Origin of the sequence: Neochlamydia sp. TUME1, from assembly GCF_000813645.1 — a bacterium.
GTDB lineage: Bacteria > Chlamydiota > Chlamydiia > Chlamydiales > Parachlamydiaceae > Neochlamydia.
In genome coordinates this window covers 1-4,584 of sequence record NZ_JRXI01000121.1, presented here as the reverse complement: position 1 = coordinate 4,584, position 4,584 = coordinate 1, and the positions used below count along the sequence as shown (strand labels likewise).

General features: G+C 39.2%; 3 protein-coding genes and 1 pseudogene. 2 read left to right on the top strand and 2 right to left on the bottom strand.

The window, feature by feature from the left end; all coding sequences use genetic code 11:
* Positions 1-88 precede the first annotated feature (88 nt).
* Both DB41_RS12975 and DB41_RS12970 read left to right on the top strand, forming a co-directional pair.
* A pseudogene (locus DB41_RS12975) lies at positions 89-373 on the top strand (DUF4277 domain-containing protein).
* A 15-nt stretch (positions 374-388) separates the two neighbouring features.
* Positions 389-2,461, top strand: coding sequence for an F-box/WD40 repeat-containing protein (locus DB41_RS12970; RefSeq protein ID WP_039385313.1), 2,073 nt, complete (start codon positions 389-391; stop codon positions 2,459-2,461).
* Between the two features lie 303 nt (positions 2,462-2,764).
* Here the strand turns inward: DB41_RS12970 and lpxD are convergent, their stop codons facing one another.
* Both lpxD and DB41_RS12960 read right to left on the bottom strand, forming a co-directional pair.
* A complete protein-coding gene (lpxD, locus tag DB41_RS12965) occupies positions 2,765-3,823 on the bottom strand; it encodes a UDP-3-O-(3-hydroxymyristoyl)glucosamine N-acyltransferase (RefSeq protein ID WP_039385311.1) in 1,059 nt (352 codons plus the stop codon).
* A gap of 17 nt (positions 3,824-3,840) precedes the next feature.
* Positions 3,841-4,437 carry an OmpH family outer membrane protein gene (locus tag DB41_RS12960; protein ID WP_039385310.1) on the bottom strand — a complete coding sequence of 199 codons (597 nt, stop codon included), beginning with the start codon at positions 4,435-4,437 and terminating at the stop codon, positions 3,841-3,843.
* Positions 4,438-4,584: the final 147 nt, after the last annotated feature.

The window sequence follows — 4,584 nt, the reverse complement described above, 5'->3', positions numbered from 1 at the left end:
TGCCTTAGCAAAAAAAATAATTAGGAAATTTGAAGGCTAATCGAGTAAGATGTTTTCTTTAAAGGTTTAAACTAAGCGACTAAAAGTTATGCAAATAGATACACAAAACGTCGATCATTTAGGATTGGTAGCTGGAATGGGTGAGGAGATAGGGTTAGTTGACCTTATTGACCAAGCAGTAGGTAACTAGGCGAAGAATAAGCATCTAACCTATGGGCAAGCTGTTAAATGCATGATCTTAAATGGATTGGGATTTGTAAGTCGGACGCTTTACATGTATTCTGAGTACTTTGAAGACAAGCCCATCGATTATTTGCAAAGGAATTTAAAAATCCCTGCCTATAAAAAGGTAGCAAAATTAAAATTTAGATAAAGAGAAGCTAAACAAATGAACCCTTTGCGTCCAAACCCCTCTGTTTTATTTCCTGTATTTAAGACTCTTTCTTGGTTTAAAGAAGAAACAAATATTTATGCGGAGATTGCAGCCAAGATTTTCTCGAAATTGGGAGCCTCCGATCTATGTCGAGCAGAGGGAGTTTGCCAAGAATGGAAGCAACTGATTCAGGCAAGTAACTTATGGAAAAAGCTTTATTTCCAAAAAGCTAGCAAAGCTTCCTCGCCAGAAAAAGAATTCACTGTAGGTACACTCCCTTCTGAAATGTTGTTAAAAATTTTTTCCTTTTTGCCTGTTAAAGAACTCGGCTTTAGCCAGCAGGTATGCAAGAGCTGGTGTGAATTAGGTGCAGACACTTCACTTTGGAAATGTTTACTTGGGAAAACTTATCCTACTTTATCTGCTACATCCGACACGATGAAAGTCTCTCCCAAAGATATACTAGCGGTTCAATACAATATAAAAACTAATCGTGCGCAAATTATTGATTTACTTCCTTTGGCATTGGAAAAAGGACATAAAGAGAACGCGCAAGCAGCGTTTTCTCAGAATGGTAAGCATGTAATTGTTTTTAATAATGACATAATTAACTCTCGTTGTGAAATTGTTAGCCTTTGGGATGCTAATACAGGAAAATGTCTACAGGTTTGGGAGGGAATTACTTGGAGCAGAGATCTATTTCTTTCTTCAGGTAGCCAGTGGCTAATTATTAATAGATCTAAGTCTACTAGTCTTTGGGATGCCAACACAGGAGAATGTCTAAAAGTCTTAGAAGAAGACTCATTGGGTACAGAAGTATTCTTTTCTCCAAATAAAGAACGGCTAGTTACCAGGGGTAGCTCCATTCGCCTTTGGGATGCTAAAACGGGAGAATGTCTGCAGACTTTAGAAAGACGGGAAACAAAAGATTGGAGTTCACAAACACCTTTTTCTCCAGATAGCCAGTGGTTGGCTATCGATAGCTCTAAATCCGTTAGCCTTTGGGATGCTAAAACTGGGAAATGCCTACACACTTTGGAAAAACCGAAAAAAGAAAGTCTGTTCACAAAAATATCTTTTTCTCCAGATAGCGAGTCGCTAGTTATCAATAGTAATGAATCTATTAGCCTCTGGAATGCTAAAGCCGGGGAATGTCTACATATTTGGGAAGAATACAGCGGGGGAAGCTCGGTAACTTTTTCACCAGATAGCCAGCAAATAGTTATTGACGACTATGAATTCATTCGCCTATGGGATATTAAAACTAGAGAATGGGTCTGCACTTTGGATGAAAGCGCGGATGCCTCCATCATATCTTTTTCTTCAGACAGTCAGCGCCTAATTGCTGATAATGGGCAGTCTCTTTGCCTTTGGGATGCTAAAGCTGGAAAAAAGCTAAAAACTTTGGATGAAGAGCTAGAGGAATGGGCAGAAATAACCCTCTTTTCTCCCGACAACCAGCGGATAATTGCCGATACCTTAGATTTCATTCGTCTTTGGGATGCTAGCACAGGAGAATGTCTACAGACTTTAGAAAAACCGGCAAAAAAAGATTGGGATACAGAAATATCTTTTTCTTCAAATAGTGAAAAGATAGTTATTCACCTTATCGACTCCATCCATCTTTGGGATGCACAAACAGGGAAATGTCTAAAAAATTTGGAAGAGCCTGGAGATTTCAAACAAGCATTTTTTTCTTCAAACAGCCAATGGTTGGTGATTTCTGACCCACATGATGTTCAACTGTGGGATGCTCAAACAGGTGAATACCTGCACAGTTTGGGAAAACACTTCGGATACGGGGGACACAAGCCGGCATCCTTTTCTCCTAATGGGGGACAATTATTAATTGGAATGAAAGTTTTCGATTTTTTCCCCGCTAAAAGCGATAGTTTTCAACCCACGGAACCTCCAAGAAATCTAGAAAATGAAGAGAGAGCAAACAATCCAACTGAAAAATTGGTAACAGAAGAATCTAAAAAAAGAAAAGCCAGAAGTACTAAAAGCCAAAAAGATAGTAGCAACGTTTCAGCGCTAGTGGGACATCGTCCGCCTTCTCCCCAGAAAAAAAGGAAAAAAGGGGAGTAGGTTAAGAATTCTAAATTTTCAAACATTTATTTTAAAGAGTAATTATTTAAGCAAATTTCCCATCTATTGCTACAATAATTTGGCTCTTCCACGGTGTGTGTGTTACGTAGTAAAAGGCTTAATTAATACTTAAAGTAGTTAAATAAAAAAGCGTTTATCACATCCTACTGCTTGCAATAAAAGAAGAGAGTGAACAAATGCTAAATCATTCGCGTTAACTAGAAACCAAGCATGAGATTTCTGGCACGCTTCATGTTGAATAGGAATTAAATTCTGCCTAAGTAAATGACTCTTATGGGAATTTTAATGAGAGGATTTGTCTTTAAGAATTTTTATCTCTTCTTGTAGAGCTTTAATTGCTTTTATGTATTTTTCTATGTGGTTGAGAAATACGCTATTACGGTTGTGGATCTCGATAGGCTGGGCTGGCAGCCCTCCATACTTACCAGACGTAGGCAAGGATTTGGTCACCCCAGTACGCCCGGCTAGCATCACTTCATCGGCAATCTTAAGATGTCCTGCTACCGCTACTTGACCTCCCATTACAACATGACGGCCAGTTTTAGTGGAGCCGGCAATTCCTGTCTGAGCCACGATAATATTATGAGCGCCTAGAGTGACGTTATGTCCAATTTGCACAAGATTATCTATTTTAGAGCCTCTTTTAATGTGAGTGGTTTCAAAGCGTGATCGATCGATAGTCGTATTGGCTCCGATTTCAACATCATCTTCTATTTCCACTTTACCTAATTGTTGCAGTTTAATGTGTTCACCAGCTTTGTTGGTAATATAGCCAAAACCACAAGCTCCTATCACAGCACCTGGCTGTAGAATAACTCTGTCTCCTAGGGAGCAGCGTTCACGGATTACAGCCTTAGGATGGATAAGGCAATCCTTTCCTATAGTAACATAAGGACCTACGTATACTCCTGCACCAATAAAGGTGTTGTCATCTATTTTAGCTTCTTTATCTATAACAGCATGGGGTCCAATTTTTACATTAGCGCCAATTTGGCATGTTTCGTGAATCACAGCTGTCAGATGAATTCCTGCAAAACCTGTAAGCTCTTCCTTTTCTTTAAAAAAAGCATCAATTAATTGTTGAAATGCTAAAGAAGGGTTTTCATTAATCAAAAAGTTACGATCACCCGCCAAAGGAGTATGTGAATTAACAAATATCACACCTGCATGAGATTTTTGCATCGCTTGCTCATAGCGGGGGTTTTCTAGAAAAGAGGCCTCTTTGGCACTCGCTCTTTCTAGATCGGCAACCCCTTCAATTTCATAATCGGGATTGCCTATCAGCTTTGATTGTGTCATCGCTGCTATATGGGCTAGCTTAAAGGTTTTTAAGGAATTCATCGATTTCTCTTATGACTTTATGGATTGGATCCTGTGGGTGTCTTTGGCTCTTTAGCTTCTTTATCAAAAAGCTCATCCATCACACTTACAATATCATCGGAAATGTCTAATTCCTTATCATAATAGTAAGCTCCTTCTTCGTTCATCACCATATGGTAGCCATACTTTTTAGCAACAGTCTCAGAGGCTTGAGTGATCACATCAGCGAGCTTATCCAATATCTTATAATTAGCTTGTTGTATTGCTTGATAATATTGCGACTGCTGTTGGCTTGCTTCTTGGCTTAAAGTTCTAAATTTACGCTTAAGCTCTGTTTCCGCTTCAGGGGAGAGGCTGTCAAGATAGTCAGGATCATTAAGCTTATCGGCCATTTCATTCAATGTTTTTTCTTTTTCGCCTAGCATTGTTTCCATTTGCTTTTTGAGCGATTCAAAGCTAGCTTGTTCTTGCTTGCCTAGTTTAGATTTTTCTACGCAAGTCTTAAAGTTCACCAGACGCATTTTAATTCCTTGATCAGCTTTAGCTGCAGAGGCTTCTGCTGCTGCAGGGCATAGGGCCACTAAAGCGAAACTTACGCTGGCTGCTTGCAGGATTTTTTTAGATAACTTTTTCATTAAATTTTCTCCTTGTTTTAATAAACCTTAAAGACGCCCGCCCACGCTGATGAAGAAGCTTTTAACTTCTCCGCGTGTTTTAGGATTGATAGGGATTCCATAACCCATCGTAAGAGGGGGAATGCTTTCGACTATTTTGAAACGTAT

What these genes read in the sequence shown, in the direction of transcription:
- DB41_RS12970 (WP_039385313.1), top strand. Translation starts at nt 389, where the DNA reads ATGAACCCTTTGCGTCCAAACCCCTCTGTTTTATTTCCTGTATTTAAG.
- DB41_RS12960 (WP_039385310.1), bottom strand. Translation starts at nt 4,437, where the DNA reads ATGAAAAAGTTATCTAAAAAAATCCTGCAAGCAGCCAGCGTAAGTTTC.
- lpxD (WP_039385311.1), bottom strand. Translation starts at nt 3,823, where the DNA reads ATGAATTCCTTAAAAACCTTTAAGCTAGCCCATATAGCAGCGATGACA.